We start from the raw sequence: 21670 nt of genomic DNA on the forward strand, positions 1-21670 counted from the left end.
TTATGAGAAAGATTTTCCTAATCTCAAGCATCCTGCTATATATTTCTGCTGCGGCACAATATTCTTTCCATTCGATAAACCAGCTCGGTATCGTTGAAGGAGAAAAAGGTACGTCTTTTCAATTGCAAACGATCAATGGATTTACCAGGAATTATTGGTTTGCAGGTGTAGGTGCGGGCTTGGATTATTATCATCAGAGAACTGTACCGGTTTTTATTGATATCCGAAGAAAAATTCTAAAGAACGAAAAATCTCCTTTCGTATATGCAGATGCAGGATTCAGCTTCCCCTGGGAGAAGCAAGATGGTGAGAGTGTATGGTATAAGGAAGAATACAAAAAAGGTAGTTATTTTGATCTTGGACTTGGTTATCAATTACCTGTTCATAAATTAGGCTCTTTTGTTTTTAGCCTTGGTTATTCAGAGAAAAGGTTACGAGAAGAAAGGTATAATGACTTTTATTTAATTTATTCCGGCGTTTACGACGGTGGAAACAATAAAAATATTATGGACTATCGCTTCCGCCGTATCTCAATAAAGGCTGGATGGCAATTCTAAGAGCTTTGAATAAACTTTAAGTTTCTCTGTACGCCCTTCAATTTAGCACGACTTATAGGGCTTCGCTTAAATATTTTCTTAAAGGCTTCTTCACTGAGTGCCTCCCAATCTTTTGTCGTAAAGTTCAGTATTTCGGGTATGGGAGAAAATTCCGGCTCCTGGTGCGGTTTACTGAAACGGTTCCAGGGACAAACATCCTGACAGATATCACAACCAAACATCCAGTTCTGAAATTTTCCTTTCATTTCTACTGGTATGACTTCATCTTTCAGTTCTATGGTAAAATAAGAAATGCACTTGCTGCCATTGATTACTTTGCCCGGAAGGATTGCATTGGTAGGACAAGCCTCAATACATTTCTGGCAACTACCACAAAAATCTTTCGCAAAAGGATCATCGTAAGCTAAATCAATATCAACTATCAAGGTGGCAATAAAAAAGAAAGAGCCACTTTGTTTTGTAATTAAGTTGCCATTGCGGCCAATCCAACCTAAACCACTACGTTGAGCCCAGGTCCGCTCCAACACAGGAGCAGAATCAACAAAACCACGACCATTGAATTCGCCAATTTTTTCCTGTAGCGCACAAATCATTTCTTTCAACTTAGCCCTGATGATTTCATGGTAATCTTTTCCCAAAGCATATTTAGAAATTTTGATCTCCTTTGAACCAGAGGCTCCAGTATCAGGAGTTAGGGTATTTTCACCAGGAAAGTAATTCTTCATCAATGTAATCACCGACCTGGCTCCGGGAACAAGCTTTGTCGGGTCGACACGGAGATCAAAATAGTTTTCCATATACTTCATACTCCCATGCATTCCCTGTTTCAGCCAGTTTTCAAGACGTCGCGCATCTTCGTCCAATGGCTGTGCTTTGGCAATGCCACAGAAGTCAAAGCCATGTGCGCCTGCCAATTGCTTGATCATCATACTATAGGTTGTGGCCTGATTCATCCCAGTTGCAAAGTTGATATGAATAGATCGTTTTAAACGTTAATATTTGGTAACATTCAAAACGAAAAATGTAGATTTTCCCTACGACAGAACACATGGCAATAGCATTTATAAAAATTTTTTTTAGCTATTGGCAAAATTTAAGACTTTTGCGACATCAAAACCGACTCTATGAGAATAATCCTGACTTCCCTCCTGCTATGCCTATCTATTTTCTCTTTTTCCCAAAAAGATCCTGTTTTTAAATTTGGTAAAATCAATGTTGAAGACCTTCAAAAGACAGCTTACGCTATTGATAGCAGTGCCAATGCTGTTGTGATTGCAGATATTGGCAAGTCGTCAATTGAAGGCAATAATAAAGGATGGTTTTCTCTCATTTATACCCGGCAGCGTCGTGTACATATACTTAAGAAAGGGGCCTATTCGTATGCAGATATAGAAATTCCTCTATATAAAAGTGGAGGTGGAGAAGAAGAGTTAAGCTCCATTAAGGCTGTTACCTATAACCTGGAAAATGGAAAAATTGTTGAATCAAAGCTGGAAAAGTCGAGCATTTTTACAGACAAACTGGATAAGAACTATACTCTTAAAAAATTTACTTTTCCAAATGTTAAGGAAGGCTCTATAATAGAATATGAGTATACTATAAAATCCGACTTTCTTACTTTTCTGCGCTCGTGGGAATTCCAGGGCAAACTTCCAAGATTGTGGAGCGAATACAACCTGGCCTTACCCAATTTCCTTGGATACGTTTTTTTAAAGAAAGGTTACCTCCCCTATTATATTGAAACAGCTAAAGAAAGGAACTCAATGTTTCATATTGTAGATGATGGAGGCGCCCATGCAAGTGAGCGCTACACTTTCTCTTCCGGAGTTGTTGATCACAGATGGGTCATAAAAGATGTAGCAGAATTGAAAGAAGAAAGCTATACTTCTACAATTGATAACCATATAGCATCTATTGAATTTCAACTTTCAGAATTCAGGCAGCCACTTACTCCCAAACAGATCATGAAGACCTGGCCAGATGTCATTAAAGAACTAATGACAGACGAGGATTTTGGCAAATCCCTAACGGCTGCAAACAACTGGCTTGCTGATGAAATGAAAGCAATCATTAGTGGAGCAACGACAGAACTGGAAAAAGCAAGAAAAATTTATAATTACCTGAAAGAGAACATTATTTGTACAGACCACAGTGCATTATATACAAAACAAACTTTAAAAAATGTTTTTAAGAATAAAAAGGGGTCTGTTTCAGAAATTAATCTCCTACTTACGGCTATGCTACGCTACGCTGGTATTCAAGCAAATCCGATAATGCTTAGTACAAGAGAAAATGGCTATGCATATGCCATGTATCCACTTATTAGGCAATACAATTATGTAGTTTGCGAGGCTGAGATCGAAGGAAAAAAGGTAAACCTGGATGCAAGCTATTCAAGGTTGGGCTTTGGCAAATTACCAATCGATTGTTATAACGGAACCGGAAGACTGGTCAATGAATTGACTCCTTATGCTATTGAATTTTCCGCGGATTCCCTGAAAGAATCCAAACTCACCTCAATTATTCTGACAAATGATGAAAAAGGAAACTGGGTGGGAGGAATGAATCAGACATTAGGATATTATGAGTCCTATAATATACGCGAAAAAATAAAGTCAAAAGGCATTGAAGAACTGGTTAAGGATATGCGAAAATCATATAGCCAGGACATCGTCATGGAAACACCTGTTTTTGACTCGTTAGAAAAATATGAGAATCCTATAGGCATACGCTATTCCTTTAAAGTAAATAGCAATGATGAAGATATTATTTACTTCAATCCCATGTTTGCGGAAGCAACCAGGGAAAATCCATTCAAGTCTGCAGACCGTATTTATCCTGTAGAAATGCCTTATACTTTCGACGAAGTCATTGTTGTTACCATAGAAACGCCCAAAGGTTATTTAATTGATGAATTGCCCAAACCTGTAAGGGTTAAGCTGAATGAGGCAGGAGAAGGTATGTTTGAATACCTGCTTTCCGAATCTCAAGGGACGGTCTCTTTACGATCAAGAATTAAAATAAGTCGCGCCAACTTCAATCCCGAAGAGTATGATTTGCTCCGCGAGTTTTTTAACCTTATTGTAAGCAAGCAAAGCGAGCAAATAGTATTCAAAAAAAAGAAATAAAAGGCTGCTTTAGTTTAAATATTTAAGAAATCATGAGATTGTTTTTCATCTTTGCAACTACCCTTTGCTTGAACTTAATTGCTCAAGCAGGAGAAAGTCCATATGCAGTAAAATTCATTCCAGAGCACTTACTGAAAAATGCTAATATTGTTAAGAGAGCAGAAGATATCCAAATTGAAGTGGTCAACTCTGGGGAGTCCCTTTTACATTATAAATATGTTTTGACCATATTAAATGAGAATGGAGACAGGCATGCAACACTGACCGAATGGTATGACAAGCTCCATGAGGTTCGTTCCATAGAAGGTAATTTATACGATGCTTCAGGCCAACTTCTGAAAAAAGTAAAGAATAAGGATGTCATGGATTTGAGTGGCGTAGATAACAGCAGCCTGATGGATGACAACAGGGTTAAAGTACATAGTTTTTACTACAAAGCATATCCCTATACAATAGAATATGAAGTAACTACAAGATTTAACCACACCTTTTATTTCCCCAAATGGATACCGCAGGAATACGAACAACTTTCAGTAGAGAACAGCAGCTTTACTGTTATAACGCCAGCAGACTATAAAATACGATACAAGTCTTTCAATTATAAAGAGGAGCCAGTGGTCGTCACTGAAAAGAATAAGAAAAAAACAACATGGCAGGTTAAGGGAATTCCAGCAATAAAAAGCCCTTTTGCTGCACCAATGTGGAATGAAATCACACCTGCTATCTATTTGGCACCTACAGATTTTGAAGTGGAAGGGTACAAGGGCAATATGAACAGTTGGTTGGAATTTGGTAAATTCATTTATTCCTTGAAAAAAGACAGGGACCAGCTGCCTGACGAAGTGAACCAAAAAGTGCAACAAATTACAGCAGGCATTTCCAGTAATAAAGAAAAAGTAAAAGCCTTGTACCAATTTATGCAGCAGAGTACCCGTTATATCAGTATTCAGCTAGGCATTGGTGGATGGCAGCCTTTTGATGCATCATTTGTTGGCAAGAAAGGCTATGGTGATTGTAAAGCTTTATCTAACTATATGTATAGCCTTTTAAAAGCAGCTGGTATACCCTCGTACTATACATTAATCAATGCCGGTGATGATAGTGATGATAAATACCTAATGGATGCATTTCCTTCTAACCAGTTTAACCACGTTATTCTTTGTGTACCTCTTCAAAAAGATACAATGTGGCTGGAATGTACCAGCCAGTCAAAATCAGCAGGATATATGGGTGGGTTTACAGGCAACCGAAAAGCCTTATTAATTGACGAAAAAGGAGGTATACTGGTTGAAACTCCAAGGTATGGCATTAAAGAAAATACTCAAATACGTGCTATTAAAGGTATAATTGATGCAGAAGGAAATTTTACGACTAAAATAAACACATCATTCAAAGCACAACAGCAGGACGATCTGCACGAAATGCTGGCTTATCTTTCAAAAGATAAAGTAAAAAAGGTACTGAATGAGGAGTTGAACCTTTCAACTTATGATATTGTAGATTTCAAATACCAGGAAAAGAAAGACGAATTACCACAGATAGACGAGCAACTTGATTTGTTTGTCAGCAAGTTTGCTACTATTAGTGGGAAACGATTATTCATTTCTCCCAACTTGCTCAATAAAAGCACCACAAGGCTAAATACAGAGGAAGAAAGGACCTTGGATTTTGTTTTTGGTTATGAGTACAAGGATGTCGATACGATAGAAATAGAAGTTCCTCAAGGCTATGAATTGGAAGCAGCACCTCAGCCTGTTGCATTAAAAACAAAGTTTGGATCTTACAGCAGTAGTATCAAATTGAATGGAAACAAGCTTTATTACATACGTACCCGGGAACAATATTCGGGGAGATTTCCATCAAAAGATGCAGCAGAATTAGCCAATTACTATGAAGCAATCTATAAGGCCGATAGAAGTAAGGTAGTGTTAGTGAAGAATAGCACCTCCACCCCCTAAACGGGTTGGAGGTTTGCTATCCCCATAGTATTTATTTACACTTGCTGTTAAACTTTCCATCCAGCACTCCCTTTATTTCCAATCCAGTGATCGCGCGCTCTTCTTCTATTAACTCCTTCTGCATGTAAATAAATGCATAACCCCGACAAAAATCAATCAGGGGGAATGTTCCCCCCAAGCTTGGAGCAGCTAAAACAGAAGCTTCGGAAGCGCTATTTTCCTCAACAGCCCAAGAACCCAAAGCATATTCATAACCTTTCACCATATCCGGAGCCTGTTTGATCAATTCTGAAGATGCATTGATCCTCCTCAATTCCTTTACAGATTCCTCACTCAATATTCTTTGACCCTTATAAACACCATTATTCAGCAGCATCGTCATAAATCTGATCATATCATTTGCTGATGAACGAGCCCCTTCAGAAGGATCAACAGTTGAACCGTCCATGGTTGAAAATGTGGTCTGGCGCATGCCCAAAGGGCGAAAAAGTTTTTGCTGGGCTGTCATATCAAAGTTCTTCTTATACACGATCTCTATAATCCTTGCGGCTATGCATGCCCCCATATTATTATAACGGAAAACTTCCCCAGGGTTGTTCTGGATATGCTTTTTAGCATATTCACCCACTTCTTCTTCCAGAGATGCAAATTTCTTTTTTTCGAAGAGCTTTAAGGCCTTAGGTTGCTCAGCCTGAATACCGGAAAGATGTGCTAGACATTGCCTGATGGTGAGATAACTTTTCATATAAGAACCAAAAACCGGAATATACATTGTCACTTTATCGTCCAGCCTAATTTTACCTTCATCTACGGCTTTTAAAACCACTGCTGCCGTTAGCCACTGGCTGCTATAACCGATAGGTGCCTGCCCTCTTGTAGCGCTAAACATCTTGGAATCTTTATGGTATATTATTGTATCCTTATTAGCCACCAGCAAAACAACGTCCTGCTTGAGTTGTTTTTGTTTCTGTTCAACAATTTCGCCCAGCTCATTGAATCCGGATTGAGCAAAGCAAACCTGAAAAAATAACAGAAAAAATGCTAGAGCACTGAATTTCAGGCAGTTGAAATAGTTTTTTTGTGACATACTTGCGGTAATTTTGAAGTGGATTGTGGTTTGATAATTGATCAACGCACTTAAAATAAATCAATTGTATGAACTTATCCAATTTTACCATAAAAGCTGCTGAAGTTATTCAGGGGGCGCAACAAATTGCCTACAATCACCAGAACAGTAATATCGAAACTGAGCACCTGCTTAAGGCATTGTTGGAACAACAGGATTCTCCTGTTGAATATTTATTGAAGAAAAACGCTGTAAATATTAATCAATTGGAAAACCAATTGAACCAACAAATGGATCGATTGCCAAAAATTCAGGGAGGTGAACCTGCGCAAAGTGTAGGCCGAGATACCAATAACGTCATTTTACGGGCAGGAGCCTCTTTGAAGGCCTTTAATGATGAATTCATTACTCCTGAACACATACTGTTAGCAATTGTACAAGGTAATGACAACACAGCTAAATTGTTGAAAGATTTTGGTCTGACAGAGAAAGGGCTGACAGCTGCAATTAAAGAATTGCGCAAAGGCTCAACAGTAACATCGCAAACCCAAGAAACACAATTCAACTCTTTGAATAAATACGCGAAGAACTTGAATGAAATGGCCCGTCAGGGTAAACTAGACCCCGTGATTGGCCGTGATGAAGAAATTCGCAGAACCTTACATATTCTTTCACGCCGGTCTAAAAATAACCCTATCCTGGTAGGTGAACCGGGTGTTGGTAAAACAGCAATAGCAGAAGGCCTGGCACACCGAATTGTAAATGGTGATGTGCCTGAAAACCTGAAATCAAAAACAATATTCGCTCTTGATATGGGACAGTTAATAGCTGGTGCCAAATACAAAGGCGAGTTTGAAGAACGATTGAAAGGTGTGATTAAAGAAGTGTCTACTAGCGAAGGAGAGATTATCCTATTTATAGATGAGATTCATACATTAGTTGGCGCTGGTGGTGGTGAAGGTGCTATGGATGCAGCTAATATCCTTAAGCCTGCTTTGGCACGTGGCGAACTGCGAGCAATAGGTGCGACCACTTTGAATGAATACCAGAAATACTTTGAAAAAGACAAAGCTCTTGAACGTCGCTTCCAAAAAGTAATGGTGGAAGAGCCAAGCGTGGAAGATGCTATTTCGATCTTACGAGGCTTGAAAGACCGTTATGAAACGCATCACCACGTACGCATTAAAGATGAAGCCATTATTGCTGCTGTCGAATTATCACATCGCTATATTACGGAGCGCTTCCTGCCCGATAAGGCTATTGACTTAATTGATGAAAGTGCTGCCAAGCTTCGCTTAGAGATGAACTCCATGCCAGAGGAACTGGATGAACTGGAAAGAAGGATTCGGCAGTTAGAAATCGAACGTGAAGCTATCAAGCGGGAAAACGATGAAGAAAAATTAAAAGATCTTAATACTACCCTAGCCAACCTGGCTGTTGAACGCGATACATTGAAAGCTAAATGGAAGGAAGAGAAAGACCTTGTAGAACAAATACAGAACGCAAAAGCAGAAATAGAGAACCTGAAACAACAGGCAGAACAAGCAGAACGTGAAGGAAATTATGGGAAGGTAGCTGAGATAAGGTATGGCAGGATAAAAGAACAGGAAGAGAAGATCAACGATCTGCAAGATCAGTTAAATGATTTAAGCAAGAATAGCCGTCGCTTGATGAAGGAAGAAGTGGATGCAGAAGACATTGCAGAAAGTGTAGCTAAATCTACTGGTATACCTGTAAGTAAGATGCTGCAGAGCGAAAGGGATAAGTTGTTGCACCTTGAAGATGAATTACATAATCGAGTGGTAGGCCAGGATGAGGCTATTCAAGCCATCTCTGATGCTATTCGCAGAAGCCGTGCCGGGCTAAATGACCCGAAACGTCCTATTGGATCTTTTATCTTCCTGGGTACGACGGGTGTTGGTAAAACGGAACTGGCAAAAGCACTGGCAGAATACCTATTTGATGATGAAAGTATGATGACCAGGATTGATATGAGTGAATACCAGGAAAAGCATACTGTGAGCCGCTTAGTAGGTGCACCTCCCGGATATATTGGTTATGAAGAAGGTGGACAGCTTTCTGAAGCTGTACGCCGAAAACCTTATCAGGTGGTATTGCTAGATGAAATAGAAAAAGCGCATCCGGATGTCTGGAATGTACTACTCCAGGTTTTGGATGATGGCCGTCTGACTGACAATAAAGGACGGGTGGTGAACTTTAAAAATACCATCATCATTATGACAAGCAATATGGGCAGTGATATTATACAGGCAAACTTTGAAGATGTGACTGAACGTAACAAGGAAGAAGTTGTAGAGAAAACAAAGGCTGAAGTCATGAATGTGTTACGCCAAAACATCAGACCTGAATTTTTGAACCGTGTTGATGAGATCATTCTGTTCCAACCATTGATGAAGAACGAGATCAAAGGCATTATACGTATCCAGTTGAACAACCTGAAAAAGCTGGTTACAGAAAACAGTGGTATCGAATTAAGATTTTCTGATTATTTGCTTGATTATCTGGCTGAGAATGGATTTGACCCGCAATATGGAGCAAGACCACTAAAACGAATGATCCAGAAAGAAATTGTCAATGCTCTAAGTAAGAAGATATTAAGTGGCGAAATTGATAAATCACATCCTGTACTGGTAGATGTGTTTGGAAATGTTGTAGTGTTCAGAAATGATGTGGAAGAACCTCATACGGTGTAAATGAAATAACAGGTGATAGGAGAAAGCCTGGCAGGTTTGCCAGGCTTTTTTATTTTGAAGCTTATTGCAGGATACCAGATGAAACAATATAAAAGTATGGTTATCTTAACTTAAGAAAACTTCTTAGTCTTCTCGCTTCCGGTAATATCTCCTTCACTCCGTATTTGTATCTGCAGGTTGCTGATCCATTCTGCACAGCCCTTTCGGTATAAATGTTCATTTACATCTCCAATGACTCTCATCACTTCATCATATCTTCCTTCCAATACAGTTGAAAATGGGCCTACTTCATATATAATTCCAGATTGCTGAATAATAGCAATAGCCTCATCCACCCATTCATAAGGATGCCTGTCCTGAACAATAGGAACAATTTGTATAGATGCATTGATGATGAAATCGTGCATAATTTATAGAGTATTTAAAGTCAGAAAATATCAACCAGCTACTCGTGAAATTTTATTCTCCAAAAGCATAAGATCTGCTAATACCATTGCAGTAACGGCCTCGAGTACTGGTGGAACCCGCAATGCTATGCAAAGATCATGTCTGCCCTTAATAGAAAACTTTTCAACTTCACCGGTTTCCCAGTTCAATGACTCCTGCTCTTTAGGCGTGGAGGAAGTAGGCTTGATGGCAACACGAAAAACCAGGTCATTGCCATTTGAGATTCCACCTACAACGCCGCCGGCATTGTTTGTTGCAGTTCTTCCGTTAGCATCAATGATCGCATCATTGTGATCAACGCCAAACATCTTAGCTGCCTGAAAACCAGCACCAAATTCAATTCCTTTTACAGCAGGAATTGAAAAAGCTGCGTGACTTATCAATGATTCAACCGAATCAAAAAATGGTTCTCCCAATCCAATAGGTAAACCGGTAACTGTACACTCCACAATTCCACCCACAGAATCCTTGGCATCAATTGCTTTTTGTAATCCCTTTTCCAGGTCTTGCTCACCTCCTATTTCAAGGATTTTAGCAGTCACAGAAATGTTCTTCAAAACCTTTTTTGCTACCACACCGGCAGCAACAATGCAAACAGTTAGGCGCCCACTGAAGTGACCTCCGCCACGAAAGTCTTCATTGCTACCAAACTTTTTGCTAGCTACAAAGTCCGCATGGCCAGGACGTGGAAAGGATCTTTGTTTCTCGTAATCTGAAGAACGGGTATTTTTATTTTCAAACATAATTGTCAGCGGTGCGCCGGTAGTTTTGTCGCGGAAAATTCCTGTTTGAAAAATAGGTGCATCAGTTTCCTGACGGGGTGTGGTACCCTTTTGCGTACCACCCTTGCGGCGTTCAATATCTGTTGTAAAATCATCTGCTGTCAGTGCAACACCAGAAGGACAACCGTCTATTACAATACCTACTGCCGGGCCATGCGATTCACCAAATATGCTTACTCGAAAAATGCGTCCAAAAGAGTTCATGTTAATCGATTATAGAAAGTTGAGCGCCTAATTGTTTAATATTGCTCCAGAACTGGGGATAAGATTTATTTACCGCCTCAGCCCCGGTGATTACCATTTCGCCTTCGGATTTCAAACCGGCAACGGCTGTTGCCATGGCTATACGGTGATCATTATGCGAAGAAACTTCTGCTGCCTTTAAAGTCTTGCCTTCAATAATCATTTCATCATCTTCAAATGAAACAGGAATATTCAACTTGGTAAACTCTTCCTGCAAGGTGGCTGCACGGTTGCTCTCTTTATGAGTTAACCGGTGTACGCCTTTGATCCTGGAAATTCCTTTACTGTGTGACGCAAGCGCTACCAGGGGAGGAAACAAGTCTGGACAGTCAGTTGCATCAAATTCAAATGCTTTAAGTTCAGACTGTTTAACAGAAATAACTCCGTTCTCAGATTTCATATGTGCATTTGCTTTCAGCAACACATCAAAAATAGCTTTATCACCCTGTACAGAATTCATATCCATACCCTTCAACTGTATATCTCCGGCAATAGCAGCACCGGTTAATAAGAACGCAGCATTGCTCCAGTCGCCTTCAACAGCATAGGTGATAGATGGTTGATCATTAGTTACTATGGCTTCATCAAAATAAAACTCCTCGTAATTATTATTCTGAGGCACTTTCAAGCCAAATGACTTCAATACCTGTAATGTTAAGTCGACATAAGGACGACTGTTCAGGTTGGTAACTTTTATACTTACCCCTTTTGCGTCAGCTGCAGCATAAGCAAACAATAAACCCGTTAAATATTGTGAAGACAACGAGCCATCCACAGTTATATCTTTTGGCTGTAAGGGCCCCTGGATTTCAATAGGCAAATAACCGCCCTTGCTGTTACAACTAACACCTAGTTGCGGAAGCACATCATCGAAAAAGTTCATTGGTCTTTTTGACAAGCTACCGGAGCCTTTAACAGTAATTACCTGATCGCTCAATGCAGCTATGGAAGTAAACATTCTTATAGACAAACCACTTTCATGGCAATCAATGACATTATAAACAGGCTGTACTCCATTGCTTCTGATGATTACTTTATCATCCTGAACAGTAACCTTTGCACCCAGCTGTTGAATGATATTCAAAGCAGCTTTATCGTCGTTAGAAATTCCGGGATTGAGTAAAACCGTTTCACCTTTACGAATCAACGCTGCAGCACACGCTCGCTGCATCGCGCTTTTGGATGCTGGGGCTGTAATACTACCTTTTAGTTGTGAGGGAACCAGAACCGCTTTCATGTAAGAAGATTAAAATGGTGAATAGTGAATGGTGAATTGACCATTCACTATTCACTATAGGTAATTAAACAAAGTATTTAAAGGAATTTTCTGAATGATGGCTTTTCCAATCTTTTCAAGTAAAATAAAGTTCATGAAATCCGCCTCTTTCTTCTTATCACTACGTAGCACATCAAAAACTTTCTGTCTGTCAAAGCTCAATTCAGTTGGTAAAGAGTACTGCTCTATTACCTTCGTCAAACGATTGTGATGCCTAAAACCCAACAACTCCTCAGAAAGACCGGAAGCGAACACCATTCCAATTGCAACAGCTTCGCCATGAGTAAGGCCATATTGAGTTTCTATGGCATGTGCCAGGGTATGACCAAAATTCAACAGCCTCCTTTCATTCTTCTCAAATTCATCATTAAGAACCACTTTAGTCTTGATCAGGGCATTACGCTTGATCAAAGCCTGTACATCTGGTTTGTTTTTCTGGAAGCGTTTCAAAGAGGCACTTTCCAATTGTTTGAACATGGCAGCATCTTTAATTGCTGCATGTTTTATGATTTCAGCAAAGCCGTTGCGCCACTCTGTTTCAGGTAAAGATTTCAGCAGGCCTGCATCATAAAGTAAGAAACGCGGCTGATTAATGGTGCCCACCATATTTTTATATACACCAACATCAATTCCGTTTTTACCACCAATGGATGCATCAACCATTGCAAGCAAACTGGTAGGAACAAATCCAAAGGCAACGCCTCTTAAAAATATGGAACCTATATATCCTGTCAAATCGGTGATAACACCCCCGCCTACACCAACAAGCATGGTTTGCCTGTCTGCACCAAGGTTTATTAATTGTTCAATTACCGAATCGACAGTAGCCTGAGTCTTAAATTGTTCACCTGGCTTTAAAACAATTGTCTTCCAACCTTTGAACTTTTTTGCATGAGCAGCAAACAGATGTTCATCAGTAATGACAATTGTCTTAGCCTGTGGCGCAATGCTTTTGAGATCGCTAAAGGACGCATCAAAATAATACTGTACACTTTGGCGGCTGAAATCAAACTTTTTTGTCTGCATCCTTAAGAATTAAACACTTTGGTTTGGTGATTAATACTTTCCAGGTGCACTGCATCAAAATATTTCGTAATAAACTCTTTGCTCAAACCCATCTTCTCTCCTTTCTTGAAGGCTCTGTCTAAGATCTCATTCCAACGGGCTGTTTGCAAGATGGTAATGTTGTTGTCTTTTTTATATTGACCAATTTTCTCGGCCACTTTCATCCTTTGTCCCAGGATTTGCATTAATTCATCATCGAGGTGATTGATCTGAGCACGCAATTTATCCAAAGCTGCATGATATTCTTCAGAAGGAATATCTTCTCTTCTCCAAATAATGCTGTTAAGCATTTCACCTAAACGCTCTGGAGTGATTTGTTGCTTGGCATCGCTCCATGCATTATCAGGGTCAATATGACTTTCAATGATCAATCCATCAAAATCAAGGTCAATCGCTTTTTGGGCTACTTCCTGTAAAATATCCCTGCGGCCACAAATGTGAGAAGGATCATTGATCATCAGCAATTCAGGATTGCGACGCTTCATTTCAATCGCCAAATGCCACATTGGAGCGTTGCGGTATTCAGTATTTCCATAGGAAGAAAAACCACGGTGAATTAAACCAATGTCATTTATACCAGCTTTAGCAATACGCTCTACAGCGCCAATCCATAATTCCAGGTCTGGGTTGATAGGGTTTTTGATCAATACCGGAACCTTAACACCACGTAATGCATCAGCAATTTCCTGAACACTGAACGGGTTTACTGTAGTGCGGGCACCTACCCAAAGAATGTCTACATCGAAATGCAGGGCATCTTCTACTTGTTTAGCAGTTGCTACTTCTACGGCAGTTAACAGGCCGGTAACTTTTCTTGCATGTTGCAACCATGGTAAGCCTTTGGTCCCAATACCTTCAAAGCTGCCAGGACGAGTACGTGGTTTCCAGATACCGGAGCGTAATACGTCTACTTTACCTGTTTGAGCCAGGCGTTGGGCGGTTTCTACAACCTGTTCCTCTGTTTCGGCACTGCATGGGCCTGAAATAATCAGCGGTCTTTTATTCCATGCCGCCTGTACTTTGTTTTCCATAGTTGTTGTTTCTGCTTGCATTGTTTTGCTTTTATTTCGGTGGTTAAATCGTGAATGACGAATGGTCAATTGTGATTAGCATCTTCTCTTTGCATTCTACATTCAACATTTTAAATATTATATTTTAGACTTTTCTTCTACCCTCTTCTGTTTTGCCAGATCTGGATTCAGAACTTTTTTGATCTTATTGGCATTCACCATGAGCTCCTCTAAATACTCATAGTTCTCTTTCTCAAGACACGACTTGAACTTTCTCAATTGGCTGATATGTTCATTCAATACATCCAGTACATTCTCCCTGTTTTGCATAAATATAGACGCCCAGGTTGCCGGATTACTTTTCGCCAAACGTACAGTGCTCTCAAAACCTCCGCTTGCCAGTTCAAAGATCGTATCTTCTTCTTTTTCCTTTTCCAACACGGTATTTGCTAAGGCGAAAGAAGTTATGTGCGAAATATGGCTCACATAAGCAACATGAACATCATGTGCCTGTCCATTCATATAAACCAGGTGCATACCCAGTTCCTTATAAATGCTTTCAACCAACTTCAGCGCATCTGCGTCACTATCTTCCTGATTGCAAATAACTGTTGCTTTTTGAACGAAAGCATTTTTTACGGCTGCTTCTGGTCCGCTGTATTCCGTTCCCCACATTGGATGTGTTGCAACAAAGCGTCCTCTTTTGAGATGATCTTTGATCACCTCCAGGATACCTTCCTTAGTAGAACCAACATCAATAACAACCTGTTGATCTACCTGGTCCAGGACTTCAGGTAATAATCGCTTTACAGCATTAACTGGTGTAGCCAAAACAATCAAATCTGACCTCTTTATGGCATCGCAAAGGTCTGCTATCTCATCTACTAAATTCAACTCCAGGGCTTTTTGCTGGTGATCAGGATTTTGATCAACTCCAATGATGGTTTGAGCCAGGTTCTTTTCTTTTAATGCTAAAGCCAAGGAACCTCCGATCAAACCGACACCAACGATTGCAACAGTTTTCATTTTGCGATGAGTTTTTAAGTTTAATCTCTTACTTCTATGATTCGTTGAATCGATTGTTCAATTTTTTCTATAGGGCTGCATAGACTTACACGTATGAAACCATCACCTGCTGAGCCAAATATTCCTCCAGGGGTAATGAATACTTTTGCTTTGTACAACACTTCATCACTCAACTCAAACCCACTTTTGTAACCTTCCGGTATTCTTGCCCAAATAAACATACCAGCCTGGTCTTTAGAATAAGTACATTTCAATAAATCAAGCAGTTCATAAGCCTTTGTCCTCCTGCTTTTGTATACTTCATTTACACTATCATACCAGCTTTTATCTAGATTTAATGCTTTTGCCGCTGCCAATTGAAGAGGAAGGAACATACCACTGTCCATATTACTTTTAAAACGCAATACCTCATCAATCCGTTCTTTTGCACCACATAATACACCAACTCTCCAACCAGCCATATTTTGTGATTTGCTTAATGAGTTTAACTCCAGCACCACGTCTTTGGCACCTTCAATACTGAGCAAACTCATTGGATGATCATTCAGAATGAAGCTGTAAGGATTATCATGACAAATTAAAATATTGTGCTTTTTGCCGAAGGCCACCAGGTTTTGGAACATTTCTCGAGTAGGAAGTTGACCTGTAGGCATTTGTGGATAGTTCACCCACATCAGTTTCACTTTACTTAAATCCTGTTTTTCAAGCTGATCAAAGTCGATAAGCCAGTTTTGCTCCTCTTTCAATTCATAGGCAACACATTTACCGCCTGCCAATTGAACAGCACTCCTGTAAGTAGGATAACCAGGATTAGGAATCAAGACCTCATCTCCTTCATTCAAATATGTCATGCATATATGCATGATACCTTCTTTAGATCCGATCAAGGGTAGAATTTCTGTTGCAGGGTTCAGGTCTACTCCATACCATTCTTTATACCATGTACTGAATGCTTTTCTTAAGGCTTCAGCTCCCTTATAACTCTGATAACCATGTACATTTTGCTTTGCAGATTCTGATTGCAGCACCTGGATCACTTCAGGATGAGGTGGCAAGTCAGGGCTGCCAATACCTAAATTAATAACAGCTGCACCTTGCTTATTGAGCTCTTCTATTTCTTTCAGCTTTTGAGAAAAATAATATTCACCAATACCATCCAGTCTTTTTGAAGTAGAAATCATAAATTAAGTAATGAGTGATGAGTAATTAATCTGTTATCTTCTTCTGAATCCGTGGTTAAACAGTCTTTCCTTTTTTATAGACACCGTAAACCTTTAATTCCTCTGTTAACGGTTTTATTTTATCCATTGCTCTCTCAAATTGACTGAGGGAATCAAATTCCATATCTGCATGAAAACTATATTTCCAGTCGCTACCTGGAATTGGAAAGCTTTGCAACTTGCTTAGATTAATACCACTTTCTGCAATCTTCGTTAACACCTTTGCCAAACTTCCACGTGAATGATCTGTATGAAAATTCACAGACGCCTTGTTGGGTTCATCAATTTCCTGAATAGCGTCTTCTCTTTGCAATATCAAAAAGCGGGTGTAATTGTTCTTCATAGTATGAATATTGGGAGCAATTACATCCAGGTCAAATAATTCAGCGGCCAGCTTGCTTGCCACAGCAGCGATATGTGTGCTTCTTTTTTGATGGATATGTTTGGCGCTAAGGGCTGTATCTTCAGTTTCAACCAGCTTCCAGTTGTATTTATCCAGGTAATCAAGGCACTGCTGCAATGCCATAGGGTGGGAATGAACTTCTTTAATATCCTCAAGTTTTACGCCTCTGTTAACCAGTAAATTCTGCTTGATTTGAAGATAAATCTCTCCAGTAACTTTTAAATTACTTTTTTGCAGCAGGTTGTAATTAGGTAAAATACTCCCTGCAATCGAATTCTCGATGGCCATGACACCGCCATCACTTTCTTTTTTGTTACCGGCAATTTTTACCACTTCACGAAAAGTCGCACATGTAATGACTTCAACACCTTTACCAAAAAATTGACGGGCTGCTACCTGGTGGAAACTTCCTTCAAAACCTTGAATTGAAACCCTGACAGCCATACGTATATATTTTCTTTTTAATTATGGTACTAAAATCCTAATGCCTAAAAACAACAAATCCCGGCTTTTGGCCGGGACTCTTTATGTTGACTTCATTCATTTTATGTTCAGTTTCAACAAAAGCATCCCGGCTTCTCGCTAAAGAAGTAAAAATAAAAGTAATAATATGCTCTTGTTGTTTTCATCGTGGCGCAAAAATAGCCAAATGATTCAAATAAAAAAATTAATCATTAGTTTTTTTACGAACAAACGAATCCGCCTCGTTCATCCTGATCCGCCGGCCTTTATACTTTTTACCATCAATAGCCCGGATCATTTGATTGGCTGAATTTTTATCAACTTCAATCCAGCTATTCATTTCTTTCATATCGATGCGTCCTAAAACATCCTTTCTAAGGTCACTCAGGTCAAGGATAAATTGCAGGAAACTGGCTTTGTAAAAACCGTCTTTTGTTCCAAGATTTACAAACAATCTTGTATAATTACCATTTCCGCCAAACTCTTTTTTGCCTTCTCTTTTCCTGCCCGCATGAGACTCCTGCCTTTCAACACCTCTTTCCCGGCCTCGCTCACGAACATTCAAATCTTCTGAGTTTTCATAATACTTCAGGAAACGATCAAACTCCATGGCAGCTACCCTTTTCATGATCTCTTCTTTGCTCATGTCATTGAACTTTTCCTGGAGCATCGGCATATAGGTCTCATAATCGCCGTGGCTAATGTCAGCTTGCAGCAGTTTATCAATAAAGTAGTAAAACTGCTTTCTGCAAACATCTTTTCCGGAAGGAATCTCCAGTTTATGAAATGGTGCCTGGACCATTCTTTCTATCTGCCTGATTCTACCTACCTCGCGGGCGTGTACAATAGACATGCAAACCCCAGTCTTGCCGGCACGTCCGGTACGACCGCTCCGGTGCGTGTATACTTCAATGTCATCGGGAAGTTCATAATTGATAACATGCGTAATTCCTTGCACGTCAATACCACGGGCAGCCACATCAGTAGCAATGAGTAATTGCAAGGTTTTATCACGAAAACCACTCATCACTTTATTACGTTGTGCCTGGGTAAGATCTCCATGCAAAGCTTCAATATCATAGCCTTCCCTGGTCAGTTTTTCTGAAATCTCCTGGGCATCCGCTTTAGTGCGTGTAAAAATAATTCCATACATGCCAGGATTAAAGTCAATCAAACGCTTAAGTGCTTCATAACGATGGAAGGCAGTTGTCGTAAAGTATTGATGATCAATATTAACATTGGCAGTATTCATCTTACCCACTGTAATTTCCTTGGGTTGTTGCATGTAGCGCTTGCTTACATTCCTGATTTCTGCAGGCATGGTAGCGCTAAAAAGCCATGTGCTATCACGCTTGGGCGTGTTTTTCAATATAAATTCGATGTCTTCCTGGAAGCCCATGTTCAACATTTCGTCGGCTTCATCCAGCACAACATATTTAATTTGGTCCAGGTTAATTGCCTTACGCTCAATCAAATCAATCAAACGGCCAGGGGTAGCTACCACAATCTGTACGCCTCTTTTAATATCTTTTATCTGCATTATAATAGAAGCACCGCCATAAACAGCAGTTACATGTATGCCATGAGAAAACTTCTTAAAGAGAGTGATTTCATTTACGATCTGCATGCACAGTTCGCGGGTTGGACAAACGATTAAAGCTTGGGGGTGTTTCTGCTTCTCATCAACTAATTGAAGCAAAGGCAGCCCATAAGCAGCTGTTTTTCCTGTACCTGTCTGGGCAAGCCCAATCAGGTCTTTTGTTCCGGATAATAAGACCGGAATAGCTTGAAGTTGTATTGGTGTTGGTTGTATGAATCCCAGTTCATCTACTGCTTTAAGCAGTTGTTCATTTAATCCAAGCTCACTAAAAGTGTTCATATAAATATTTGTGCAAAAGTAGTATGTATAATGGAAATGATATACAAGAAGGAAGGATACTATTTAAATGAGAGGTGTTTATGTATAGAAAACTCTATTCAGAATTTGTACTATAAAAAACAATTCAATTTAAGATTGTATTATGTATCAGCATTTTCAATACTGATACATAATACAAGAAAAAGGGAGTAGCAAGCAAATGAAACACTGAAAAAAAACCCCCTTTTTGGAGGGGGCTACTAACGAATGCTTGCCATATGTAAAAAATTCAAAATCTTAACAATATAGCGCTTGCACTTTCAACTCTTATTTTTTCAGAGTATCAGTTTTGATAGTTGTATCAACTTTTACTGTAGTATCAGTAACAACCTGAGCTGTATCTGTAGTTACTACTGTAGTTGTATCTGAAGTAGATACTGTAGTATCATTAGTTTCAGTTGATTCAGAAGAGTTGTTACAAGCTACTAAAGCACCAGTGATAGCGAAAATTGCAAATAACTTTTTCATTTTGTTTTGTTTAAGTGTGATTGTTTGATTTTATAAAGAACTTATTGTTCAGTTTTTTAATTGTAACTACTTTCACTTAATTGATGAAACTCTACAATTATTTCCTGCGCAGTTACAAGGGTTAATACGCAGGTTGAAAAAAGGTAACCCACTTTTTGTAATATTTTTTTTTTAACAATCAGCCGGGTTACTATTTTTAGTTTTCCGTATTAAATAATAGATAGTGACAATAGAAAAAGAGACATTATTATTACAGGGTTTAGGTAGGAACGACAGAAAGGCTGTTGAAGCCATTTATAAAGACAACTTTAATATGGTACAAGCCCTGGTTATTAAAAATAATGGCACTTCTGAAGATGCAAAGGATATTTTCCAGGAAGCAATGATTGTACTTTATGAAAAAGCAAAATCAGATTCCTTTATTCTTAACTGTTCTTTAAGCACCTTTTTATATTCTGTAAGCAGACGTCTGTGGCTGAAGCGCTTAATGCAACAGAACAGGTTTTTAATCGTAGAAGAATCAGATAATGAACTGGTAAAAGTAGATGATGATATAGAAGACCACGAACGGATTAATACAGAATTCAATATGATGGAAAGGTCTATTAACAGTTTAGGCGAACCCTGTAAGAGCCTTTTAGATGCATTTTATATCCAAAAACGTTCAATGCAGGAAATATCTGCAAGCTTTGGTTATACAAATGCTGATAATGCGAAAACCCAGAAATACAAGTGCCTTATGCGTTTAAAAAAGCTATTCTTTAGTCAATATAAAAATTACGAACCGTGATAGATGACTTTAAATTACTGGAAGATGTTGAACGGTATATCAACGGGCAAATGACCCCTGATGAACGCGTTCAATTTGAAGGATTACGTAAAAGTAATCCGGAAATCGACCAGTTAGTGGTGGAGCACACCTTCTTTTTACACCAGATGAACCGCTTTGATGACATGAAAAAGTTCAAAAGTGGTTTAAATGACATTCATATTGACCTTGCAGAAAAAGGAGCGATCAAATCCACGCGCCTGAAGGGCAGGGCCAAAGTCATATACCTCGTAAACAGGTATAAAAGGGTGGCTGCAATTGCTGCTTCCATCGCAGGCGTAACCGCGCTTACAATCAGTGCACTGGTTTGGTCTATTTCCCCTACTACCCCACGCAAAGAAATTGCACAACTTAATAGGAAATTTAATGAGTTGAACCAAAAGAATGCAATGCTGGGCAAGCAAATTAATGAGGTGAAAGACCAGATCGGAACGGCCCCTGCAGTGACTTATAAAACAGGGGGAACCGGCTTTTTGATTGACGCCAAAGGCTTACTCGTCACCAATGCCCATGTAATTGCCAATGCAAAATATATTGCAGTTCAGAATAGCGATGGCAAGGATTTAAAAGTGAAAATTGTATATGTTGACGTTGACCGCGACCTTGCTATCTTAAAAATCGAGGATTCTGCCTATAGAGCACCAAAATCAATCCCTTACAGCATTAAACGCTCAAATGCAGATTTAGCTGAACCTGTTTATACTTTAGGCTTCCCCAGGAATGATATTGTGTATGGTGAAGGCTACTTATCAGCCAAAACTGGCTTTAACGGTGACACCCTTACTTGCCAGATTGCCATTGCGGCCAATCCGGGTAACAGTGGAGGCCCAATCCTGAATCATAATGGGGAAGTAATTGGTATCTTAAGTACAAAGCAAACCAGTGCTGAAGGTGTCGTATTTGCAACACAATCAAAATTCATCTATTCAGCCCTGAACCAGTTGCAGAAAGACACAGCTTACCAAAAGGTAAAAATGCCGTCAACTTCTTCTATCAAAAATCTTGACCGCATGCAACAGGTTAAGAAGATTTCTGACTATGTCTATATGGTGAAAGTAAATTAAAGAAAAATCCCTCTCAAAAGCTGAGAGGGATTTT

At 39.4% G+C, this 21670-nt stretch carries 18 protein-coding genes; 6 read left to right on the plus strand and 12 right to left on the minus strand.

Features of this window, described 5'->3' with window-relative positions; all coding sequences use genetic code 11:
• Window positions 1-2: 2 nt before the first annotated feature.
• Window positions 3-557 (plus strand): hypothetical protein, encoded by a 555-nt coding sequence (locus tag OCK74_RS25245; protein ID WP_279299892.1) that lies wholly within the window; start codon window positions 3-5, stop codon window positions 555-557.
• On the opposite strand, the gene queG is transcribed toward OCK74_RS25245, so the two are convergent.
• Window positions 554-1510, minus strand: coding sequence for a tRNA epoxyqueuosine(34) reductase QueG (queG, locus tag OCK74_RS25250; protein WP_279299893.1), 957 nt, complete (start codon window positions 1508-1510; stop codon window positions 554-556). The two genes, OCK74_RS25245 and queG, sit on opposite strands and share 4 nt — an antisense overlap.
• Before the next feature lie 171 nt (window positions 1511-1681).
• Between queG and OCK74_RS25255 the strand changes: the two genes are divergently transcribed.
• Together OCK74_RS25255 and OCK74_RS25260 are read left to right on the plus strand one after the other, a co-directional pair.
• Window positions 1682-3685, plus strand: a complete 2004-nt coding sequence (locus OCK74_RS25255) for a transglutaminase family protein (protein WP_279299894.1) — start codon at window positions 1682-1684, stop codon at window positions 3683-3685.
• 32 nt (window positions 3686-3717) lie between these two features.
• Entirely contained in the window at window positions 3718-5643 is a 1926-nt protein-coding gene (locus OCK74_RS25260) for a DUF3857 domain-containing protein (RefSeq protein ID WP_279299895.1), read from the plus strand.
• Window positions 5644-5674: 31 nt separating this feature from the next.
• Here the strand turns inward: OCK74_RS25260 and OCK74_RS25265 are convergent, their stop codons facing one another.
• Window positions 5675-6730 carry a serine hydrolase domain-containing protein gene (locus OCK74_RS25265; RefSeq protein ID WP_279299896.1) on the minus strand — a complete coding sequence of 352 codons (1056 nt, stop codon included), beginning with the start codon at window positions 6728-6730 and terminating at the stop codon, window positions 5675-5677.
• A gap of 68 nt (window positions 6731-6798) precedes the next feature.
• On the opposite strand from OCK74_RS25265, the gene clpB reads away from it, so the two are divergent.
• Window positions 6799-9423, plus strand: coding sequence for an ATP-dependent chaperone ClpB (gene clpB, locus OCK74_RS25270; RefSeq protein WP_279299897.1), 2625 nt, complete (start codon window positions 6799-6801; stop codon window positions 9421-9423).
• Window positions 9424-9533: 110 nt separating this feature from the next.
• Here clpB and OCK74_RS25275 read toward each other — a convergent pair whose 3' ends face one another.
• The 10 genes from OCK74_RS25275 to OCK74_RS25320 all read right to left on the minus strand — a co-directional run bounded on the left by OCK74_RS25275 (window position 9534) and on the right by OCK74_RS25320 (window position 19743).
• Entirely contained in the window at window positions 9534-9830 is a 297-nt protein-coding gene (locus OCK74_RS25275) for a thiamine-binding protein (RefSeq protein ID WP_279299898.1), read from the minus strand.
• Between the two features lie 30 nt (window positions 9831-9860).
• On the minus strand, window positions 9861-10856 hold the full coding sequence (locus tag OCK74_RS25280; protein WP_279299899.1) for a chorismate synthase: 996 nt from the start codon (window positions 10854-10856) through the stop codon (window positions 9861-9863).
• A 1-nt stretch (window position 10857) separates the two neighbouring features.
• Window positions 10858-12132 carry a 3-phosphoshikimate 1-carboxyvinyltransferase gene (gene aroA, locus OCK74_RS25285; protein WP_279299900.1) on the minus strand — a complete coding sequence of 425 codons (1275 nt, stop codon included), beginning with the start codon at window positions 12130-12132 and terminating at the stop codon, window positions 10858-10860.
• A gap of 54 nt (window positions 12133-12186) precedes the next feature.
• Window positions 12187-13197, minus strand: coding sequence for a 3-dehydroquinate synthase (gene aroB, locus OCK74_RS25290; protein ID WP_279299901.1), 1011 nt, complete (start codon window positions 13195-13197; stop codon window positions 12187-12189).
• A gap of 2 nt (window positions 13198-13199) precedes the next feature.
• Window positions 13200-14288 carry a chorismate mutase gene (locus OCK74_RS25295; protein ID WP_279299902.1) on the minus strand — a complete coding sequence of 363 codons (1089 nt, stop codon included), beginning with the start codon at window positions 14286-14288 and terminating at the stop codon, window positions 13200-13202.
• Between the two features lie 96 nt (window positions 14289-14384).
• Window positions 14385-15326 carry a prephenate dehydrogenase gene (locus tag OCK74_RS25300; protein WP_279299920.1) on the minus strand — a complete coding sequence of 314 codons (942 nt, stop codon included), beginning with the start codon at window positions 15324-15326 and terminating at the stop codon, window positions 14385-14387.
• Window positions 15293-16453: a pyridoxal phosphate-dependent aminotransferase gene (locus OCK74_RS25305; protein ID WP_279299903.1), complete on the minus strand. Its 1161-nt coding sequence runs from the start codon at window positions 16451-16453 to the stop codon at window positions 15293-15295. Before OCK74_RS25305 ends, OCK74_RS25300 begins: the two co-directional genes overlap by 34 nt.
• Window positions 16454-16508: 55 nt before the next feature.
• A complete protein-coding gene (locus OCK74_RS25310) occupies window positions 16509-17339 on the minus strand; it encodes a prephenate dehydratase (protein ID WP_279299904.1) in 831 nt (276 codons plus the stop codon).
• A 223-nt stretch (window positions 17340-17562) separates the two neighbouring features.
• Entirely contained in the window at window positions 17563-19236 is a 1674-nt protein-coding gene (locus OCK74_RS25315) for a DEAD/DEAH box helicase (protein WP_279299905.1), read from the minus strand.
• 306 nt (window positions 19237-19542) lie between these two features.
• On the minus strand, window positions 19543-19743 hold the full coding sequence (locus tag OCK74_RS25320; protein ID WP_279299906.1) for a hypothetical protein: 201 nt from the start codon (window positions 19741-19743) through the stop codon (window positions 19543-19545).
• 223 nt (window positions 19744-19966) lie between these two features.
• Between OCK74_RS25320 and OCK74_RS25325 the strand changes: the two genes are divergently transcribed.
• Both OCK74_RS25325 and OCK74_RS25330 read left to right on the plus strand, forming a co-directional pair.
• Window positions 19967-20533, plus strand: coding sequence for an RNA polymerase sigma factor (locus tag OCK74_RS25325; protein ID WP_279299907.1), 567 nt, complete (start codon window positions 19967-19969; stop codon window positions 20531-20533).
• Window positions 20530-21636, plus strand: a complete 1107-nt coding sequence (locus tag OCK74_RS25330) for a S1 family peptidase (RefSeq protein ID WP_279299908.1) — start codon at window positions 20530-20532, stop codon at window positions 21634-21636. Before OCK74_RS25325 ends, OCK74_RS25330 begins: the two co-directional genes overlap by 4 nt.
• Window positions 21637-21670 lie beyond the last annotated feature (34 nt).

The sequence above is a fragment of the Paraflavisolibacter caeni genome, from assembly GCF_025628885.1.
GTDB classification, from domain to species: Bacteria; Bacteroidota; Bacteroidia; order Chitinophagales; family Chitinophagaceae; genus Flavisolibacter; species Flavisolibacter caeni.